This window comes from Sediminibacillus albus (genome assembly GCF_900101125.1).
GTDB lineage: Bacteria > Bacillota > Bacilli > Bacillales > Amphibacillaceae > Sediminibacillus > Sediminibacillus albus.
Genome location: NZ_FNFL01000001.1, coordinates 268,746 through 286,806 on the forward strand (window position 1 = coordinate 268,746; position 18,061 = coordinate 286,806).

At 41.2% G+C, this 18,061-nt stretch carries 13 protein-coding genes; 1 reads left to right on the forward strand and 12 read right to left on the reverse strand.

Annotated features, from left to right (window positions below):
- Positions 1 to 460: 460 nt before the first annotated feature.
- The 4 genes from BLR93_RS01450 to BLR93_RS01465 all read right to left on the reverse strand — a co-directional run bounded on the left by BLR93_RS01450 (position 461) and on the right by BLR93_RS01465 (position 6,447).
- Positions 461 to 4,099 carry a dynamin family protein gene (locus BLR93_RS01450; protein ID WP_175559210.1) on the reverse strand — a complete coding sequence of 1,213 codons (3,639 nt, stop codon included), beginning with the start codon at positions 4,097 to 4,099 and terminating at the stop codon, positions 461 to 463.
- Between the two features lie 139 nt (positions 4,100 to 4,238).
- Entirely contained in the window at positions 4,239 to 5,282 is a 1,044-nt protein-coding gene (locus tag BLR93_RS01455) for a C45 family autoproteolytic acyltransferase/hydrolase (RefSeq protein WP_093210504.1), read from the reverse strand.
- A 142-nt stretch (positions 5,283 to 5,424) separates the two neighbouring features.
- Positions 5,425 to 5,886 carry a CBS domain-containing protein gene (locus tag BLR93_RS01460; protein ID WP_093210506.1) on the reverse strand — a complete coding sequence of 154 codons (462 nt, stop codon included), beginning with the start codon at positions 5,884 to 5,886 and terminating at the stop codon, positions 5,425 to 5,427.
- 93 nt (positions 5,887 to 5,979) lie between these two features.
- Positions 5,980 to 6,447, reverse strand: a complete 468-nt coding sequence (locus BLR93_RS01465) for a flavin reductase family protein (protein ID WP_093210508.1) — start codon at positions 6,445 to 6,447, stop codon at positions 5,980 to 5,982.
- Positions 6,448 to 6,677: 230 nt separating this feature from the next.
- Between BLR93_RS01465 and BLR93_RS01470 the strand changes: the two genes are divergently transcribed.
- Entirely contained in the window at positions 6,678 to 8,624 is a 1,947-nt protein-coding gene (locus BLR93_RS01470; protein WP_342720196.1) for an AMP-binding protein, read from the forward strand.
- Between the two features lie 104 nt (positions 8,625 to 8,728).
- Here the strand turns inward: BLR93_RS01470 and BLR93_RS01475 are convergent, their stop codons facing one another.
- The 8 genes from BLR93_RS01475 to parC all read right to left on the reverse strand — a co-directional run bounded on the left by BLR93_RS01475 (position 8,729) and on the right by parC (position 18,039).
- Positions 8,729 to 10,255 (reverse strand): acyl-CoA carboxylase subunit beta, encoded by a 1,527-nt coding sequence (locus BLR93_RS01475; protein WP_093210512.1) that lies wholly within the window; start codon positions 10,253 to 10,255, stop codon positions 8,729 to 8,731.
- 23 nt (positions 10,256 to 10,278) lie between these two features.
- Positions 10,279 to 11,061 (reverse strand): enoyl-CoA hydratase-related protein, encoded by a 783-nt coding sequence (locus BLR93_RS01480; protein WP_093210514.1) that lies wholly within the window; start codon positions 11,059 to 11,061, stop codon positions 10,279 to 10,281.
- Positions 11,058 to 11,972 carry a hydroxymethylglutaryl-CoA lyase gene (locus BLR93_RS01485; RefSeq protein WP_093210516.1) on the reverse strand — a complete coding sequence of 305 codons (915 nt, stop codon included), beginning with the start codon at positions 11,970 to 11,972 and terminating at the stop codon, positions 11,058 to 11,060. Before BLR93_RS01485 ends, BLR93_RS01480 begins: the two co-directional genes overlap by 4 nt.
- 12 nt (positions 11,973 to 11,984) lie before the next feature.
- On the reverse strand, positions 11,985 to 12,197 hold the full coding sequence (locus BLR93_RS01490) for an acetyl-CoA carboxylase biotin carboxyl carrier protein subunit (RefSeq protein ID WP_093210518.1): 213 nt from the start codon (positions 12,195 to 12,197) through the stop codon (positions 11,985 to 11,987).
- 19 nt (positions 12,198 to 12,216) lie between these two features.
- Positions 12,217 to 13,569: an acetyl-CoA carboxylase biotin carboxylase subunit gene (locus tag BLR93_RS01495; RefSeq protein ID WP_093210520.1), complete on the reverse strand. Its 1,353-nt coding sequence runs from the start codon at positions 13,567 to 13,569 to the stop codon at positions 12,217 to 12,219.
- A gap of 42 nt (positions 13,570 to 13,611) precedes the next feature.
- The gene (locus tag BLR93_RS01500; protein WP_093210522.1) at positions 13,612 to 14,754 is read right to left on the reverse strand and encodes an acyl-CoA dehydrogenase family protein; all 1,143 of its coding nucleotides are present in this window, start codon (positions 14,752 to 14,754) and stop codon (positions 13,612 to 13,614) included.
- A gap of 68 nt (positions 14,755 to 14,822) precedes the next feature.
- Positions 14,823 to 15,458 (reverse strand): TetR/AcrR family transcriptional regulator, encoded by a 636-nt coding sequence (locus BLR93_RS01505; RefSeq protein ID WP_093212277.1) that lies wholly within the window; start codon positions 15,456 to 15,458, stop codon positions 14,823 to 14,825.
- Between the two features lie 124 nt (positions 15,459 to 15,582).
- Positions 15,583 to 18,039, reverse strand: coding sequence for a DNA topoisomerase IV subunit A (gene parC, locus BLR93_RS01510; protein WP_093210524.1), 2,457 nt, complete (start codon positions 18,037 to 18,039; stop codon positions 15,583 to 15,585).
- Positions 18,040 to 18,061: the final 22 nt, after the last annotated feature.

Here is an 18,061-nt window from a genome sequence, read left to right on the forward strand (position 1 = left end):
AACAGGATAGGAAGATAGGAAGTTTAAAAAGGACCTCTTCAAGCATTCATTGATGACGCAATGGTTATAAATGGCGATGTAACAGTAGGTGATTCCTAAAAAGTATCGGATTAGCCTTCTTACTGCGTTGCGATCTTAAGTAAATCATAAGCATTTGTGTACTGCTGAAAACAGTACGCTGACTTTCATCGGAGGAAATCCACGGAGACTCCTGCGGGAGGAACGGCCTAGGTGAGATCCCGCAGAGCGCAAGCTCGAGGAGGCTGAGGCGGGCCCACTGAAAGCGAAGCATGCTGCCTGCGCAAGTTTAAGCATCCAACCTTGTAGAAAAAATGGGTTGTCACTGGGTCCCCAGGTTTTCTTAACCATTGGAAACCAAAAATCGAACGAGTCCGAATGTTAGAGTTTTCGAATCATCGTTCGATTTTTGGTTTGGCTACTACCCTTTTGTTCTCTTTTTTTAAGATGGCAATATACTCGTTATTGTATCTCTCGCATTTTCCAGACGGTGCACATCCGTTTGTTCAGAAAGCGTATGTTGTATCCCTTCATAGTATTGGGAAATCGCTGATAATTGATGTGTTTGCATTTTTCTAACCTGTTCCTCCCACTCCTGCTTATAAAAATCATGTAACATTGTATGGTTTTCGGTTAAATATTCGCTGATCAAAGGAGTCAGTATTTCCAGTAACCGGTTTTTCATTTCTTCTTTCTCATTTTTTTCAAAAAACGCTTTAGGGTTTTTGTATAAATTCAAAGCTGGATGAAAGACAGACATATCTAATGCTGCGAAGGCCGAAACAATATTCGGCGAAGCAAAAGAACGCACTTCAACATTGCCGATATCCAGTTCTTCTCGTACATTGCGACATCTCTCAAACATTTGCTGGTTCCATTCTTTTGCTTTGCTGTTGATGAACTGTTCCATTCTTAAAGAAACAGCTTTAAGCTCCTGTGCTAACTCAAATCCGATCTCCTTGATTAGTTTATTTAAGGCATTCTGCAAGTATGGTCTCGCATCCTTTCCACTTCCTGTAATTGTCGCAGGGTTAAAAGCCGCCTTAAAAAAATCAGTAAATTGAATGGACATCCGTTGTTGAACAAAATAAACCTGTTTGGACAGCTTCTGTGAGATTTGCTTTGTATAAATCTCTGGTGTGCTTACTTGAATGGTTTTTTCCAACTTTACCTGTTCGTCTTTATATTTCTCTTTAAGTTGTTCCTTTTCATGGTTGCTCATTGTAGCAGCGGAAATATAATTGTTAAGTAATTGGCTGGCACGCTTCATATCTGATATGGCTGATCCTACTAACAGCCCCGCAAGTTCTTCATGGATAAACTGGTAAAAAGCGTCTTCAAATCTATCCATACCGGAATTCGTTTTTCGATTGTTCTGCTTCTCTATCAGCGCCTGCAGACTGGAAACAGGAAACAAGCGCGGGTTTCTAATGCCAAATCCAAGCAGTTGTTCAGAAATATAATTGGTTACTAAGCGCAGTTCATCTGAATCCTTCGCCAGATCAGCTGCATTGATAATAAAAAACATTTTATCAAGGCTGAAAGCATCCTTCACTCTGCCTAATTGTACCAAGAAATCTTTGTCCGCTTTGGAGAATGGATGGTTGTAGTATGTGACAAAAAGGATTGCATCTGCTTGTTTAATATACTCAAACGAAACATTGGTGTGCCTGGAGTTGATTGAATCGGCCCCTGGCGTGTCTACTAACGAAATCCCCTGTCTGGTCAGTGGGCAATCGTAATATAATTCCATCCAATCAACAAAACAGGCAAGAGACTCTTCTGCTACATAATCAGGAAATTCATTCATCGTTATCGTTAACTGATTTCCTAGTTTACTGCTTAAATGTTCGTATCCTTCGGCGACAGCCGCTAAAAACGATAGGTGCTTTTGACTCATCTGCTGTTTTTCTTGTAAATATCGATTGGCTAGCCAATCGATGGCAGAACCAAGTGTTTCTATCTCTTCCCCCTCAAAACCGTTTGTTATATCAGCAATTTCCTTTATCAATGAGTATTCCTGTTTCATTTGTACGATGACAGTCCCATGAATTAGTTCAGAAGTCGGCGGACAAATTTTATTTATTGCAGCAGTTGTTGGGTTTGGTGATACAGGAAGCACATTCTCCCCTAGAAGCGCATTTGCGAACGATGACTTACCAGCGCTAAATGCACCGAATAAAGCAATGGTATATTGATTGTTTTCCAGCCGGTGTTTTTTCTGGATAAGGTCTTCTCTTATGACTTTAAAGCCTGGAAGATGTTTGGTCGCTGTCAGCGTCGTCGTAATCATCTCGACAGTTTTTTCTATCGTATGGCTGGCATTTACAGGTTTTTCCGGTTTCTGCAATTGTTCTTCTTCTAATGCGCTTGGCAATGCAGACTTTTCAGCCGGCTCCGGCGTTTCCGGTTTCCGAAACACAATGGATGACTGTCTTTTATTTAAGGCGTCCCTGATCACAGCCATAGAATTGTCCACTGGTCCGGAGTAAAAAGCAAGCTGCTGAAGCTCTTTCTTTTCGATTATTATTTGATCATCAAGCGCTGTTAAGCGTCCTTCTAGCTGATCATATTCTTCAGAATTATTAATTAATCTTTGTAATTTTTCCGTTTTTTGTGCAGCTATATCACCAACAAAACGTTCAATAGTAGTTAGCAGTGACAATGATTCTTGTTTATATAACTGCTTTATATGATTGGAAAGGTCCTCTGTATACCTTAATAAATATTCACCAGTTAACGTGGCTCCAGGCTTTATCAGTCCGGTCAGTTTATCCTTAGAAAAATCTACCGAAAGCTCGTGGACTTGTTCCAACAAAACTGGATCTTTGATTTGGTAGTTCTTTAAAACACCGGAAATTTTGTCTCGTAATTTCCATTCAATGGAGCTTTCCATTGTTTTTAACAATTGATGATAAAATAAGTCCAGCCGCTCTTCGCGAATGCGTGTTATTTTCCCTTTCGTAGAGAAGAAGCCTGCTTTAAATTTTTCCTGCCGTGACTCTAAAAAAGCTTCTGCCAGGGTGCGAAGCTCATATGGCATTAAATAAGCATTCTTTAAGGTCGATTCTACTGTCTCACGGATTTCTGACTTAACGGTAGATGCAAGGGCTTTCAGTTCTTTTACCTGTTGTTTTCTTTCCTCAAGTTGATTGGGTCCTTCTGCCCCATCATCGAGTTTGTTCAACTTTTGATAAATAGCTGCCTTTTCATCTTCCATTTGCTCCTTTAACCATTGTATATGCTGGTCTATAAGGGTAGCTGATGACTTAGCAATCGTATCAACAATTGCTTGATCCCGGACGGCCATTAGTTCAGTAAATAGTGTTTTCACTTGTTCTAATTGGTTGATGGGCAGCTGATTCTTTTTTAACGATGTATAGAATGTCTTTACTGGCTTTATACCCCAGTCGCTGAAGGTGTTTTTCACCCGGTTTGTATATTGCTCGAAAGACAGCTCTTGCTCTCGGTGTTTATCTACTTGATTGATAATAATATAAATTTCCTTGCCGATTGATTGCATTTCTTTAAGAAAGGACAAGTTAACTTCAGACTGAACATGATTGTAGTCCATGACATAGAAAAGTACGTCGACCAAGTGCAGGGATGATTCGGTGATAACCTTGTCTGCATCATTTGCTGAATCAATCCCCGGCGTATCCATCAATGATACGCCTTCCGGGATGACCGTGAGTTTTTTTGCGATTTCCACTTTTATAATTTCATCGCCATCTTTGCAGTAGGATTTAATCATTTCCATGTCGTAAGGTTCATCATATTGAACCTGGCCGCCCTGTCGATAATAAATTCTTGCCTGTCCTTCTCCTGAATAAATTTTCACGACGTTTGCGCTAGTAGGTATTGGACTTTGCGGAAGTATTTCTTCACCAATAAGTGTATTGATCATCGACGATTTCCCAGCGGAAAAACTGCCCGAAAAACTAATGGTAAATTCCTTGTTCTTGAATTTTTCCAATAAATCAAGAACCTTCTCTGCTGATTCTTCATCATTGTTCTGCTTGAACTTTGTATATAAAGCAGATAAATATCCGGCTGTGTTTGTTTGAAGCAAGGTTTTCATCAGTTGATTGACTCCCTTTAGTTCAATTGGTAAACGGTACATCAGATTAAAATCGTCTACTTTTTTTTGCAGACCGCCTTGGCTTTTAACATCCTGTTATGTTAATTATACGATTTTTGTGATTGATTGACTACTACCTTCAGCCTTCCATAAAAGGCATCGGTTCCTCGGTGTTTAAGAAGCCCCTGAGCTGTTTGATTTTCGAATCTTTCCCTGCTAGCCAATCTTTAAAAGAAATCACAAATGGCTCCCTGTCTCCCCCGACAGCGAACCATACAGATAATTTAGAAGGAATATATGCTGAGGTATGTAAGGTTCCTGCCCAGTTAGCGTATTTTTCTGAAAAAACACCTTTGTCTCTATCGTTAAAAAAACGGAAGGCCTGGTAAGGCGAGTGCAGTTTTTCCATGTTTTTTGACAATAATGCCATTCTTCTCTTGGAATCTTCCAGATGGTATCTATTTTCCGTTGTTTGTATGTCAAAATGATTGGTGCTGATTTGTGCTTCTTTTACGGTAACATTTCTGGGAGATCCTTCAACCACGTGAGAATTCCCTTGCTTATCATATACTAAATAATTAAAAGAATGCCGATGAGGCAGCTCCTTCAGCATGGCAAGCGCTTCCCTGTTATCTTTACAGTTTTCCAGAACCATTCTAGTAATCGCATTACAAATAAACCCATCGCCTGGATTCCTGCGGTGGACAAAGTTATATCCCATCGTCAGCCCATGTTCATTCATTCCATCAGCACGACCTGTAATCCGTTGACTGGGCCCAATGGTGGCATATCCTTCGTCTGGCTGGTATATCACAAATCTTCCTTCATACGTTTTAGGGTGATAATCATAATTCCTCACCAAAAAATCGTTGCCTGTTATAATTGAACAGCCTGATTTCTTCCACTCCTGCTGGTATCCACTGTAGTTTGTTACAGCCTCTTCCAAGGAAACGTCCAAACCATCCGCAAGGCCTTGTAACTCTCTCCATTGCCGGGGAGAATATTTTGAAAGCAAATCATATGCCTTGTTCAGATCCACTACATATCTTGGCCTTTTTCTAGGTTTATTTACTTCGCGGTAATTTTTATATAAGGCCGTATTTATCAGCCTCTTCCCTTGGGCCAAGCCGAAATCATAATGGCTGCCTCTAAATTCAAAAAATTGAGTTGTAATATTTTTCATTAGATGCGTCCTTTTCTTGAAGTATAAGCATGCAGCTGTTTATAGCATCTACAGGCGAGTGAACTAACTGGCAATTTAAACTGAAAAAAATAAAACAGAAGAAGTTCTGCTCTATTTTCGTAAACAATGCAAATTCCCGTGATTAATCTTTTATCAGCTCAGTAGAAATATAACGAATCAGATCCCCTCTGCTGATAACACCTGTCAGACGCCCGGCATCGTTTACTACCGGTATCTTTTTGAACCTGTTTTCTGCTAAGATATTAATCGCTTTTTCAATATGATCATTCGGTTTGACCGTATAGAGCTTTTGTTTTTTCATCATTTGCTTAACAGGAAGATTCATGCTTTTTTTCAGTTTCTCTTTTAAATCCTCCTGTTCACTGACAAGAATCAATGTGTAAACATCATATATTGTCCGTCCTCGTGGTTGTAAAAAGCGGATGACATCTCCATCACTTATCATTCCTTGCAGTTTTCCTTGTTCATCAATGACTGGAACACCGCCAATTTTATTTGTTACTAATAGTTTCAATAATTCTTTAATTGTAATTGTTTCCCGGACTTTTATAACATCCCTGATCATAAATTCATTAATGTTCATAACTACACCTCTTCGGCCTCATGGGTTTCAATATTTCCTTATTTGCCATGAAACAATCATTTTCTGGCTGACATAATCGGATATAGGGCCATCCTAGGAATTTAAATTTCGATATTCTCCGCTGAAATATAAAATTGGTTCTTCCCTAGCGTTTCCAAATTGAAGATCAGTAACCTCGGCAATAAATATCATATGGTCTCCAGCTTTGGCAGTTTCCTGGATGTGGCATGCCAAGGTGACGAGGGAGTCGTTTACTACTGGGACTCCACCTAAGTCGACAAAAGGAATTTCTTTATCTTTATCCTTCTGCTTTGCCAGAATCATAGAAATGTCTTTCTGGTCCTCTGCTAATATACTAAGGCCGAATCCATTGGATTCTTGTAATTTATCATACATTGAAGCCTTTTCATCAATAGAAACAGCTATCAATCTAGGTTCCAAAGAAACTGACATAAATGCATTTACAGTCATCCCATGTATCTCTCCGTTATTTTCGATCGATACAATAGTGATCCCGGTTGCAAACTTTCCCATAGCATCTCGAAACAAACGATTATCCATCTAACAAACCCCTTTTATCTTTTACCTTTCATTTTAGAATATCATGTATTTTTAACCGATGGAATAAAACTGCTTGCCAGTAAATTGCCACCGCACACAGTATTTAATCGATTATATGTCTGGCGGTACCAGTTCGTTCGAAATTCACCGCTCCAATAGCTCGAAAAAACCGCCCTATTTAATGTATAATGGACAATGGAAGCACTTTCAAAATGAGGGAGGCAGTTAAATTGTCGATTACCAACACTTATGCCTGGCAGCCTACTAACACGCAAATAGAGGCTACAAGGTTATATCAATGGATGAAAAAGCTCGGTTTCTCCAGCTATGAAACATTCCATCAACAAACGATTACTTCTGTTGATTGGTTTTGGGACCAGGCTGTTAAAGAACTGGGGTTGAGTTGGTTTCATCCATATGATACAACACTTGATTTGACAAGGGGAATCCCATATCCTGATTGGTTTGTAGGCGGGAAAATAAATGTTGCTTACAATGCAGTCGAAAAATGGGCGGAAAAACCTGAAACAAGGAATAAGGTCGCTTTGTATTGGGAAGGAGACGATGGAACTAAATCCTCTTATACTTATCTACAGCTAAATAACTTAGTAAATGCGGCCTCGCATGGATTCGAGCAATTGGGCATCCAGCCTGGAGATGTAATTGCTGTTTATTTGCCGATGATTCCGGAAACAGTTATCACCATGCTTGCTGCCTCCAAAATCGGGGCTATATTCACCCCCTCTTTTTCTGGTTATAAAGCATATGCCGTAGCTACCCGCCTACAGGCTTCAGGAGCAAAATTATTAGTTACTGCAGATGGGTATTACCGGCGAGGCAAGAAAGTCCCGATGAAAGAAGAAGCTGAAAAGGCGGCCGCCAAAGCTAAAAACATACAGAAAGTAGTGGTTGTTGAGCGGATTGGCAATAATACAGTTGAGAATGATAGAGAAATTACGTGGGAAACGTTAACTAAAAATGAAAGCGATTACAAATGCCGTGAGACTTTTGGAAAAGACCCCTTTATGATTATTTATACCTCCGGAACAACCGGCCGGCCGAAAGGGACAGTGCACACCCATGCCGGTTTTCCTGTAAAAGCAGCCTTCGATGCAGGTATATGTATGGACCTTCGTCAGCAGGATACTTTATTTTGGTACACCGACATGGGTTGGATGATGGGACCATTTCTAGTTTACGGCGGATTAATAAATGGTTCATCGATTGTTATGTTTGAAGGTACACCTGACTATCCTGAGCCCGACAGACTGTGGAAGCTAGTCGATGATTACCAAGTAACCCATTTAGGGTTATCTCCTACGTTGGTACGTTCGATGATGAAGTACGGAACTAGTCCAATTGAAAAACACTCTATTTCTAGCTTGCGGTTGTTCGCGTCTACCGGGGAACCATGGAATGAAGAATCTTGGAAATGGTTATACGTCCAGGCAGGAAACTCCCAAATCCCTATCTTTAATTATTCCGGTGGGACAGAAATTTCAGGTGGCATTTTTGGTAATATTCTAATCAAGCCTATCAGGCCTGCCACCTTTAATGCTGCCTTACCTGGAATGGATGCTCGTGTCTTCAACCAAGAAGGACAGCCAGTAACAGATGAAGTTGGTGAATTAGTCCTGCTAAAACCATGGGTAGGAATGACAAATGGTTTTTATCACGAAAACGACCGCTATGAGGCCACTTATTGGAGCCGCTGGAAAGATACTTGGGTACATGGTGATTGGGTTGTACAAGATGCTGACGGGCACTTTACCATTACCGGCCGTTCCGATGACACTTTGAACATTGCCGGGAAACGGATTGGACCTACAGAAATCGAATCAGTTGTCGCCAGCCATGAAGCTATTATCGAAGCAGGAGTTATTGGAGTTCCTGATCAGATTAAAGGGGAAGTGGCGGTTGCTTTCGCCGTTTTGTCCCCGGAATGGCGGAATATAGCAGAGTTAAAGTTAGAGATACAACAATTTGTGACGAATCAATTAGGTAAAGCACTTGCACCTGGAAAGATGTTCTTCGTTAATGATTTACCAAAAACGAGGAATGCAAAAGTAATGCGGCGGGCTATCAAATCTGCTTATTTAAACAGAGAGGCTGGCGATTTAAGCTCCCTGGAAAATCCGGATACACTGGAGGAAATCAGATTAGCAGGTAATCGTTAAAACCATTGTATAACTTTGTCCTGTAGCTGCTTAATAAGGTAAAAAATAGAAAAAGGGTGGCTTCTACTGTTGCGAAGCCACCCTTTTTATTTACTCACTATCCGTTATACAGGATAAACCCCATGTTTTCTCTCTGTGAAAGTAACAGACTTATTCGAATAGATCTCATATCTTTTAACTAATTCGCCTCGTAATTTATCGGGCTCTATAATGGCATCTATCACCATTTCCGAGGCTAGCCGATAAATATCAATATCCGCCTTGTACTCTTCTTGTTTCTGCTTAATAAACGCCGGTCTCTCTTCTTCGGAAATCTCTGCTATTTTATTCGCATATACAGCGTTAACCGCAGCCTCTGGTCCCATTACAGCAATCTGCGCACTAGGTAATGCCAATGTACAGTCCGGCTCAAAGGCTGGACCGGCCATCGCATATAAACCGGCACCGTAAGCTTTACGAATGACTACCGATATTTTAGGTACAGTTGCTTCACTCATAGCAGCAAGCATTTTTGCGCCATGCCTGATAATCCCAGCCCTTTCCACTTTAGTCCCTATCATGAACCCGGGAATATCGACGAGGAACAGCAAAGGGATATTAAAAGCGTCACAAAGTTGAATGAATTTGGCGGCTTTGTCTGCTGAATCCGGAAAGAGTACTCCGCCTTTTACTTTGGGCTGATTGGCTATAATACCGACTACATTTCCTTCCAAACGTGCAAAACCGGTAACTATCTCTGGGGCAAACAGCTTTTTAATTTCGCAGAAAGAATTCTCATCAATGAGTCTGCCAATTAATTCATAAATATCAAATGGCGCATTTTGATGATCAGGTATCAACTCGCTAATCGATGACCCAAATGATGCTGGATGGACCGGAGGAATAGCAGCAGGTTTCTTTTTAAAATTGTCTGGAAAATAACTTAAATACTTTCTGGCAAAAACAATCGCTTCTTCTTCGGATTCAGCCAGCACATCCCCACACCCTGAAACCGAGCAGTGCATGGCCGCTCCTCCCATCTCTTCCAATGTTACTTTTTCTCCGATAACTTTTTCTGCCATACGCGGGGAGCCTAAGTACATCGATGCGTTTCCATCGACCATTATTACGGCATCACAAAATGCGGGTATATAGGCACCTCCTGCTGCCGATGGGCCGAACAATAAACAGACTTGAGGCACTCTCCCGGAAAGTTTAATCTGGTTGTGAAATATCCGTCCAGCCCCCCGTCTTCCTGGAAACATTTCTACCTGGTCAGTAATCCGGGCTCCGGCTGAATCTACTAGATATAACATCGGAACATTTAATTTAGCTGCTGTTTCTTGTATTCTAATAATTTTTTCAACTGTTCTCGCTCCCCATGAGCCGGCTTTAACTGTTGAATCATTAGCCATTACACAGACCGTCATTCCATTTACTTTCCCAATTCCCGTTACAACACCGTCTGCGGGAAGCCCTTCACTCATACAGTTGGCAAAGAAAGCATCCTCGATATCCACCGATTCATCAAACAACTTTTCCAAGCGCTCTCTCACAAACAATTTATTTTTTTTTGAATTTATTTTATGGTATTTTTCTGCTCCCCCTTTTTTAATTTTGTCTACTAGATTTGTATAAGTATTGTTATCCATCGATATTACCTCCATTATCTCTCCTATTTGCCAATGAAGTGCGGGGGCCTTTTTTCTTTAAAAGCTGCTAAACCTTCCAGTCTGTCTTCCGTTTCTATCGTCTGTTGATAACAATGCTGCTCTACTTTTAAGGCCGAATGAATATCTACATCATACCCTTGCGTAATTGCCTGCTTTGCCTGTTTGAGGGCAATCGGAGCATTTCTCCCTATCATCGCTGCCAACGCTTCTGTCTTGTCCGCTAACTGTTCTAGTGGGTAACAGTACTCTACTAAACTGATTTGTTTAGCTTTTGCTGCGGTGATTGCCTGGGCGGTAAAAATAAGTTCTTTAGCTTTAGCAAGTCCAACCTGTCTGCTTAATCTTTGTGTCCCTCCTGCTCCAGGGATGATACCTAAGGAGGTTTCCGTCAATCCCATATTAGCGTGCGCTGCCGCCATCCGGATATCACACGCTAAGGCAATTTCCAGCCCCCCGCCATAAGCAGAGCCATTCATCATAGCAATGGTCGGAATAGGCAGCCTGTCGATATTATTGATTGTTTCTCCAATGTATTGGACTGTTTTATAAACTTGCTGATTCGTCATCGTCATTCTTTCTTTCAAATCAGCACCTGCACAGAAATTCTTATCTCCAGCACCAGTGATGATTAAACAACGAATCGTTTTATCCATGCTTATCTGCTGCAGTGTGGCATTTAATTCCTCCAGCAGGGCAAGGGACAAAGCATTCGCAGCTTGTGGGCGCTCCAACCTTATTACTGCCGTATGGTCACTTTTTTTGTCATAGTTTATTAGAGATGTCATTGAGATACCTCCTCATGGCTGATTAGCTGCATTTGCCGGCTCGGCAATGATTTAGCCAGACTCCTTTGGATTAGTTTCGCTGCCTCGATTAATTTATGGTGATTAACACCTGTATTTACGTTCATCTGGTGAAGCATATAAACTAAATCATCTGTAGCCAGATTTCCTGAAGCGCCTTTGGCATAAGGGCAGCCTCCCAATCCTCCTAATGAGGCGTCGAACGTATTGATGCCTTCGAGCATTGCTGCCAAAACGTTGGCCATTGCTGTACCTCTTGTATCATGGAAATGGAGAGCGAATTTTTGTGCAGAATAACGGTCGGAAAGATCTTTTATTAGCCGGCTTACTTGCAGAGGATCGGCAACTCCCACTGTATCGCCCAGCGATAATTCTTCTATTCCCATCTCAAACAGTTTGTCACATATGTTCAGTAACTTGTTAAAAGATATATCACCCTCGTAAGGGCAGCCAAACACAGTAGAAACATATCCTCTGACTGTTTTACCCTCCTGCTTTGCTGTTTCGGCAACTTCTTTTAAAACAGGAAAGGTGTCAGCTATCGATTTATTAATATTCTTCTTGTTGTGCGTCTCGCTGGCCGACATGAAAACTGATACTTCATCTATTCCGACAGCCAGTGCCCGCTCTAACCCTTTACTATTCGGTACCAAGGCCGCATAGGTAACATTAGGATTGCGAATGATTCCTCGCCCTACTTCAAAAGCATCACTTAATTGAGGAATCCATTTCGGGTGGACAAAGGAACTTATTTCAATGTAGGATATGCCTGTATTTGACAGAGCATTAATCCAGTTAATTTTTTCCTCTGTTGGTATGATCTCCGGTTCATTTTGCAAGCCATCGCGGGGACCAACTTCCTTTATTTTGACTTCTTCCGGTATATTCATCATTTTTCCTCCCCATTATTCAATCGTGGCAAGGACGTCTCCCTCATTAACAAAATCCCCTTCGGAAACGGATAACTTTATCACCTGTCCGCTTGCTTCACTAGCAATCGGTATTTCCATTTTCATCGATTCTAAAATAACTATGTCCTGGCCTGTGCTTATCCGCTCTCCTTCTTTTACGGTTATCTTCCATACGCTTCCTGCCATATTAGCTTTTATTTCTGTCATCTTACATCCTCCTGTTTATTTATTTGCTCAACATAGGGAGATAATGATCCTCTATGAAGCTCGTTAACGTAGTTCCTTCTATAAACTTTTCATGGTTAATCACTTTCTTTAACATAGGAATATTTGTTTTTATTCCCTCGACCCGGTAGTCTTCCAATGCATCATTAAGCAATTGAATTGCTTCCGATCTGGAGGATCCAGAAACGACCAACTTAGCTAGCATCGGATCATAAAAAGGTGTCACTTTCGAATTTTTTTCAATGGCTGTTTCATGTCTGATACCTATTCCTTCAGGCAGCTCCCATCTAGTAATCTGACCTGGCGAAGGATAAAAACTAACCGGATCTTCTGCATATATCCTTGCTTCTATGGAGTGGCCAGTAATAAACAGTGATTCCTGGTCATATTCAATCCTTTCACCGTTTGCAATTTTCAATTGCTGTTCGACAATATCAATGCCGGTGATTTCTTCGGTTACCGGATGTTCTACCTGGAGTCTAGTATTCATTTCCAGAAAATAAAAATTCTCCTTGTGATCGACTAAAAACTCGATGGTTCCTGCATTTTGATAATTAATCGTTTCTGCAGCTTTGACCGCAGCCCTGCCCATTCTCTGCCTGGTCGATTCAGAAATAAAGGGAGATGGTGCCTCTTCTATGATTTTTTGGTGTCTTCGCTGGATGGAACATTCCCTGTCAAATAAGTGGACAGCATTCCCATGTGAATCTGCCAGCAGCTGGATTTCGATATGCCTTGCGTTTACTATTTTCTTTTCGATAAACATCGTTCCATCTCCAAATAAAAGGGAAGCTCGTTTAGAATTACTGGAAAACACCTTCTTAAGCTCCTGTTCATTGTAAACTTCAGCCATGCCAATGCCTCCGCCTCCAGCAGACGCTTTCAACATCACAGGATAACCTATCCTGTCGGCAGCCAAAGCGGCATCCTCAGCAGTAGTCAACGGAGTATTGCTCCCTGGTATCACGGGTATCCCGGCATTTTCCATCATTTTTCTAGCTTTTATCTTACTGCCCATGCTTTCAATTGCCTGCCAGGATGGCCCGATAAATGTAAGGCCTTCCTGCTCACATTTTTTCGCAAATGACGCATTTTCACTTAGAAATCCATAGCCAGGATGAATTGCATCAACCTTGCTTTCCCGGGCAATAGTAAGTATCTTCGTGCTGTTCATATAGCTTTCACTCACTTTTGCAGGTCCTAGTAAATAACTTTCATCTGCCATCCTTACGAACGCGCCATCCTTGTCTGCCTCTGAATAAACGGCTACCGTTTGGACACCCAACTTCCTGCAAGTTCTAATAATTCGAGCTGCAATTTCTCCACGATTGGCAATCAATATTTTTTCAAACATGCCCTGCCTCCTAATCACGAATTACAAAATCTGATAAGTAAATTAACAACCGAGCTGTCTAGCGATCACTAATCGCTGAATTTCTGAAGTTCCTTCTCCTATTTCCATTAACTTTGCGTCCCTAAGATAACGCTCTACCTCGTATTCGCGCATGTATCCATAACCGCCCATAATTTGAATCGCCTGATTGGCTGCTCTTGAGGCAACCTCACTGGCAAACAGCTTGGCATATGCCGCCTCCTTAGTAAAAGGCTTGTTTTTGTCTTTTAACCAGGCGGCTTTTAGAATCATATTTCTAGCCAATTCCACTTCCATAGCCATATCAGATAATTTGAATTGGATCGCTTGAAAGGATGAAATGGATTTTCCGAACTGTTTCCTTTCTTTGGCATAATCCAAAGCTTTATCCAGTGAAGCTTGTGCTATGCCTAAAGACAAAGCCGCTATAGAAATTCTCCCGCCATCCAACGTGTACAAAAATTGTTTAAAACCTTTCGAAGAATGCCCCAGCAGATTTTGCGCCGGAACTTCCACTTCTTCAAGAATAATTTCTGATGTATTAGAACCTCTAACTCCCAATTTTTGATAGTTACTGTTAATGGTCAGGCCTTTAGCATCAGCAGGTACAATAAAAGCAGAAATAATATTTTTTCCTTGTTCATCTTTGTCCGTCACTGCTGTCACAATTATTGAGTTGGCATAGCTTGCATTGGTAATAAAGCATTTCTCTCCCGAGATAATGAATGTATCACCATCTTTAGTTGCGGTAGTTTTTGTGCCACCGGCATCAGAGCCGGCATTCGGTTCAGTCAGACCGAAGGAGCCAAGCGCTGTGCCGCGCGCCAGCGGAACTAGAAATTCCTGTTTTTGTTCCTCAGTCCCAAAATAGTAAATGGGGCTGGCACCGAGTGAAACTGCTGCAGCATAGCTCAACCCTGTACTCCCGCACACACGGCCGATTTCTTCCACTGCTAATGCATAGGTAATCGTATCCCCGCCCGATCCGCCATACTCCTCGGGAAAAGGAATTCCCATCATCCCTAATTCACCTAATTGCTTGAAAATATCTTCCGGAAATTCAGCAGAAGCATCGATCTCGACAGCTCTGGGAGCAATCACAGCTTGCGCAAAATCCCTCACCATTTTTTGAGTCATTCGTTGTTCTTCTGTCAATTCAAAATCCATTTATTCTCCCCCTTAAATTTGAAATGAGCAGACCGACCGGTTGGTCTGATTAGCATTGAAAGCGCTTACTAATTGTGGTAAAAAAAAGGCTCCTGCAATAATAACTGATGATAAGCTTCTTTTTGTAATAAATGATGTTCCAGAATCCCATGGAGAATTAAATCGACAAAAATGTCTGCTATATCCTCAATGCTGTATTTGCCGTTATGGTGGTACCATTTGTAAGTCCAATTGACCATTCCAAGTATGGCCATCACCGTTATTTCCAATGGAAGTTCGTAACGGAACTCTCCATGTGTTTTACCTTCTTTAATTACTTCGAACAAGATGGTCTTAAACTGGTCCCTTTTCTTTTTTATTAGCTCTCCATATTCAGGACGTAGGTATATGCTTTCTTGATAAAAAACAGAAATGTGAGGCTTGTATAAATCAAATACTTTGACAAACTCTTTTATGATAGTTTGAAGTTTCTTGGTGGGGGTGGGTTGTGTCTCTCTCGCTAATGTGGCTTTTTCCAAAACGTACGTTATAAAAGTATCATGGATAACAAAAAGGAGTTCATCTTTGGAGTGAAAATGGTGGTAAAAACCGCCTTTGGAAGTACCTGTCACTTCTACAATTCGACTGACAGTAACTCCATGGAAACCATGCTCTTCAAATAAGGTTAATGCTGTATCAATTATACTATCTCTTAACTCAGACATATCGCCCTCCTTATCAGTTTTTATTTTATCATACTTTTCTAAAATTACAATTAATTTCAAGGTCTTTTCCTGTATTAAAAGTCCCCTGCAAGAAATTTTGCAGGGGGCTGTTAACATAACTTTATTATTGTGAATCCTCTTTTGCCTCGAACGGTCTTTGATAAGGAGTATCTCTCCATACCTCTGTTACTTCGCCCTGCTGATCCGAATCAATTACGTAAGAACCGTTGCTATAACGGTCACTCTTAGGCAATTCCAGCGGCAATAAAGTCTGAACGGTACCAGACGAAGTCTTAAATTGTAATACTTCCTTTTCGTTGACAAGATAAAAGCCGACAATTCGATGTGGCTTCTGTTTTAGCTCTCTAAGCATCACAACTCCCCGCTTGGCCCTGGACGTTTGTTCAAACTCATTTAATTTCATACGCTTACATGCGCCTCTCTGGGTAATCAACACCAAGCTAGGGTCGGCACCATTCTCGAACACTTGTCCGCTGACAACATATTCCCCTTCTTTTAGCTGAATGGCCTTTACTCCGGCCGCACGTTGCCCGACAGGCGTCACTTCAGATTCTTCAAACCACAATCCATACCCTTTATTTGAAGCAATGAAGATATCATGATTTCCGGAAGTGATAAATACATTCTGGACTAAATCATCTCCCTTCAAATTCACAGCTACGAGAGCTTTGGAGTATCGCTGGGCTTCATAAAGATTCAACTCACTCCGTTTGATCATTCCGTTTTTCGTAATGAACAATAAATATTTTCCTTCAGTGAAATCCCGTACGGGAATGGCTTCTACAATCGTTTCATCTTTTCCAATGGAGACAATGTTGGAAATATGCTGACCGAGATCCTTCCATCTGATATCCGGTAATTCGTGGACAGGCAGATACAAATATCTACCTTTGTTAGTGAATAGCAATAGTTTATCCGTCGTATTGATTTCCTGCAATGCTATCAGATGATCGTCATCTTTAATTGCCAGATCTTCTCCATTGGAAGCCGCATAGGATCTAAGGCTTGTCCGCTTGATATAACCATCCCTTGTCACTGTAACCAGAATATCTTCACTGGCAACCATTACTTCCAGGTTGATTTTCAATTCCTCGATTTCCTGTTCGATGACGGTACGACGCTGTTCCGAATATTTCTTTTTCAAACTCTTTAAATCGTCTTTGATTACTTTAAACAGCTTTTTAGGATTGTTCAAAATTTCTTCCAAACCGGCAATTCGTCCGCGCAATTCTTCTGCTTCTTTCTCCAGAGAAGTGATGTCCGTATTTGTTAAACGGTATAGCTGTAAATTAACAATTGCTTCTGCTTGCTGCTCGGAGAACTGATATGCTTCTTTAATCCGGGATTTAGCATCCTGTTTATCTTTGGAAGCACGAATAGTTGCAATTAATTCGTCCAGAATGGAAATCGCTTTTATTAACCCTTCTACAATGTGAGACCTTTCTTTGGCCTTGCGTAAATCATATTGGGACTGTCGAGTGACTACATCTTTTTGATGTCCAATATAGGCATCAAGGATCATGTTAAGGTTTAACAATTTCGGTGTTTTATCTTTAATGGCAACCATATTGAAGTGATAAGTGATTTGTAAATCGGTGTTTTTATATAGATAGTGGAGAATCCCTTCACTATCAGCATCTTTTTTTAATTCGATGACAATTCTCATACCTGTACGGTCGGTTTCATCTCGCACTTCAGCTATGCCTTCTACTTTTCTGTCAATGCGGAGTTCATCCATCCGCTTGACTAAGCTGGCTTTGTTTACTTCGTACGGAATTTCGTCGATGACGATCTGCTCTCTGTTGGTCCGCATTTTTTCTACTGTTGCCCGCCCACGTACGACCACTTTTCCTTTTCCGGTTTCATAAGCTTTTTTTAATCCTTCTACTCCTTGAATAATGCCCCCAGTTGGAAAGTCAGGCCCATGAATCACTTTCATCAATTCATCTATCGTAATATCAGGATTGTCGATTTTTTTAATTACCGCGTCAATAACTTCAGCTAAATTATGCGGAGGAATCTCAGTGGCATAACCAGCAGAAATACCAGTCGAACCGTTTACCAACAGATTAGGAAACTTGGCCGGCAGTACGACTGGTTCATTGATGGTATCGTCAAAGTTAGGTACAAATTCAACCGTTTCTTTTTCGATATCCCTGATTAATTCAGAAGAAATGCTGGATAGCCTTGCTTCTGTATAACGCATTGCTGCGGGCGGGTCACCATCCACACTGCCGTTATTCCCATGCATTTCTACTAGGACATTACGTACTTTCCATTCCTGGCTTAACCGCACCATTGCTTCATAAACAGAACTATCTCCATGCGGATGATAGTTACCAATCACAGTACCTACTGTCTTTGCGGATTTACGGAAAGCTTTATCATGGGTATTCCGTTCTTCGTGCATTGCGTACAGAATTCTACGTTGTACTGGTTTTAAACCATCCCTTGCGTCCGGCAGTGCCCGATCCTGGATAATATACTTACTATATCTGCCAAACCGGTCTCCAATAACATCTTCCAAGGGCAAATCTAAATATTGTTCTACTTTAGCCAAGTAGGCTCCCCCCGTTTCAAAC

Excerpts from the sequence above, each read along its gene's own strand:
- BLR93_RS01450 (WP_175559210.1), bottom strand. The coding sequence starts at position 4,099 with ATGAAAACCTTGCTTCAAACAAACACAGCCGGATATTTATCTGCTTTA.
- BLR93_RS01455 (WP_093210504.1), bottom strand. The coding sequence starts at position 5,282 with ATGAAAAATATTACAACTCAATTTTTTGAATTTAGAGGCAGCCATTAT.
- BLR93_RS01460 (WP_093210506.1), bottom strand. The coding sequence starts at position 5,886 with ATGAACATTAATGAATTTATGATCAGGGATGTTATAAAAGTCCGGGAA.
- BLR93_RS01465 (WP_093210508.1), bottom strand. The coding sequence starts at position 6,447 with ATGGATAATCGTTTGTTTCGAGATGCTATGGGAAAGTTTGCAACCGGG.
- BLR93_RS01475 (WP_093210512.1), bottom strand. The coding sequence starts at position 10,255 with ATGGATAACAATACTTATACAAATCTAGTAGACAAAATTAAAAAAGGG.
- BLR93_RS01480 (WP_093210514.1), bottom strand. The coding sequence starts at position 11,061 with ATGACATCTCTAATAAACTATGACAAAAAAAGTGACCATACGGCAGTA.
- BLR93_RS01485 (WP_093210516.1), bottom strand. The coding sequence starts at position 11,972 with ATGATGAATATACCGGAAGAAGTCAAAATAAAGGAAGTTGGTCCCCGC.
- BLR93_RS01490 (WP_093210518.1), bottom strand. The coding sequence starts at position 12,197 with ATGACAGAAATAAAAGCTAATATGGCAGGAAGCGTATGGAAGATAACC.
- BLR93_RS01495 (WP_093210520.1), bottom strand. The coding sequence starts at position 13,569 with ATGTTTGAAAAAATATTGATTGCCAATCGTGGAGAAATTGCAGCTCGA.
- BLR93_RS01500 (WP_093210522.1), bottom strand. The coding sequence starts at position 14,754 with ATGGATTTTGAATTGACAGAAGAACAACGAATGACTCAAAAAATGGTG.
- BLR93_RS01505 (WP_093212277.1), bottom strand. The coding sequence starts at position 15,458 with ATGTCTGAGTTAAGAGATAGTATAATTGATACAGCATTAACCTTATTT.